General features: G+C 63.4%; 2 protein-coding genes. One reads left to right on the top strand and one right to left on the bottom strand.

The genetic code is table 11. The features are described 5' to 3' along the window. On the bottom strand, positions 1-412 hold a 412-nt coding region (locus L9Z73_RS29925; protein WP_247408539.1), incomplete at its 3' end, for an FAD-dependent oxidoreductase. A gap of 522 nt (positions 413-934) precedes the next feature. Between L9Z73_RS29925 and L9Z73_RS29930 the strand changes: the two genes are divergently transcribed. Next, positions 935-1,911: molybdopterin-dependent oxidoreductase (locus L9Z73_RS29930; protein ID WP_247408541.1), on the top strand; the 977-nt coding region annotated here is incomplete at its 3' end.

The following is a 1,911-nucleotide window of genomic DNA, read 5'->3' on the forward strand; positions in this document are numbered from 1 at the left end:
CTTCCAGGGTGCGATAGACCAGCCGCGAATCGCCTTGCGCGCCGTCGATCGGCGGCACAAACGGATAAGAGCCGGTCGCCAACACCAGCGTGTCATACGCCACGCTGCCTGCGGCGGTGATCACCTCACGGCGGGCGCGGTCGATTTCCAGCACCGGCAGCCCCAGGTGCAGGGTCACACCCGGCGTCTGGTACAGCGAGACGTGCGACAACGCCAGCGACTCGGCATCACGGCCGGTGAAGTATTCGGACAGATGCACGCGGTCATAGGCACGCATCGGCTCCTCGCTGAACACATGCAGCCGGTAGTGGTCCAGGGCGCCGCGCTCGATCAGTTGCGCCACACAATGATGGCCGACCATGCCATTGCCGACGACGATCAGGGTTTTCAGCTGTTTCAGACTGGAGTTCATATCAAGCACCCGACAACGCTCATCACGGTTTGAAAAAAGCAAAAAAAAACGCCTGAAACCTTGCGGTTCCAGGCGCCTTTGCCTGTTCTGATGCGGGGTCGATCCGGACGTCTTCGCCGGTTCTACCGCTGGTGCCCATGACCTGTACGGCCTGTCGATCGTCGTTGACCGAGGTGGGATTGTTCCTGAGCTTGCAGGCTCTGTGCCAATCCGCCGTCATGCCCGCCGCAACGGCGGCAAGTGCCGCTCAACCCTGCCAGACACCGCGTGTTGTGCCTCCAACTGGTGCGCGCTGGCGTCATAAAAGTGCATTTTCCCGTGTGGCGCAGGCGCACAGGGCGCAACCAAGCCCGTCACAGCGGCGTGTGAAAAACCTGGCGCGTGACTTGCTAGGAACACACCAACCAAGCAGTCAACGCTGACTGCCCACTCACGACAAAGGCGCCGTGTAATCCCCGTTTCCAACGGAGGGTTGCAGGGCGCTTTTTTTATGGGCGGGCAGAAAAGATCCGAGGATTACCAATGGCAAACCAACGTGTACGCAGCGTGTGTCCTTATTGTGGCGTGGGCTGCGGCATCGTCATGCACGTCGAGCACAACCGCGTGGTCAAGGTGATCGGCGACAAGGCCCACCCCACCAACGCCGGCCGGCTCTGCACCAAAGGCAGCACCTGCGGGCAAGCCATCGCCGAGTCTGGCCGCATGGAAAACGCCTACCTGCGCCAGGCGCGTGATCACGACCCGGTGCGTATCGGCATGGACAAGGCCATCTGCGAGACCGCCGGCCGTTTGCGCGCCATCCTCGACCGCGATGGCCCGGATGCGCTGGCGTTCTACGTGTCCGGGCAGATGTCGCTGGAAGCCCAGTACCTGATCAACAAGCTGGCCAAGGGTTTTGTGCGCACCGCCAACATTGAGTCCAACTCACGGCTGTGCATGGCCAGCGCCGGCAGCGGCTACAAACTCTCCCTCGGTGCCGACGGGCCGCCCGGCTCGTATGAAGACTTCGACCGCGCCGACCTGTTCTTCGTGATCGGCGCCAACATGGCCGACTGTCACCCGATCCTGTTCCTGCGCATGATGGAGCGGGTCAAGGCCGGCGCCAAACTGATCGTGGTCGACCCACGGCGCAGTGCCACGGCCGACAAGGCCAACCTGTTCCTGCCGATCAAACCGGGCACCGACCTGGCGTTGCTCAACGGCTTGCTGCACCTGCTGGTGAAAAACGGGCACACCGACCCGGCCTTTATCGCCGCCTTCACCGAAGGTTGGGAGGCCATGCCCGGCTTTCTGGAGGACTACCCGCCGCACCGGGTCGCCGAACTGACCGGCCTGGCCGAAGCCGACATCCGCCAAGCCGCCGACTGGATCGGCCAGGCCGCCGAGTGGATGAGCTGCTGGACCATGGGCCTCAACCAAAGCACCCACGGCACCTGGAACACCAACGCGCTGTGCAACCTGCACCTGGCCACTGGCGCGATCTGCCGCCCCGGCAGCGG

Origin of the sequence: Pseudomonas emilianonis, from assembly GCF_023072625.1 — a bacterium.
GTDB lineage: Bacteria > Pseudomonadota > Gammaproteobacteria > Pseudomonadales > Pseudomonadaceae > Aquipseudomonas > Aquipseudomonas paraveronii.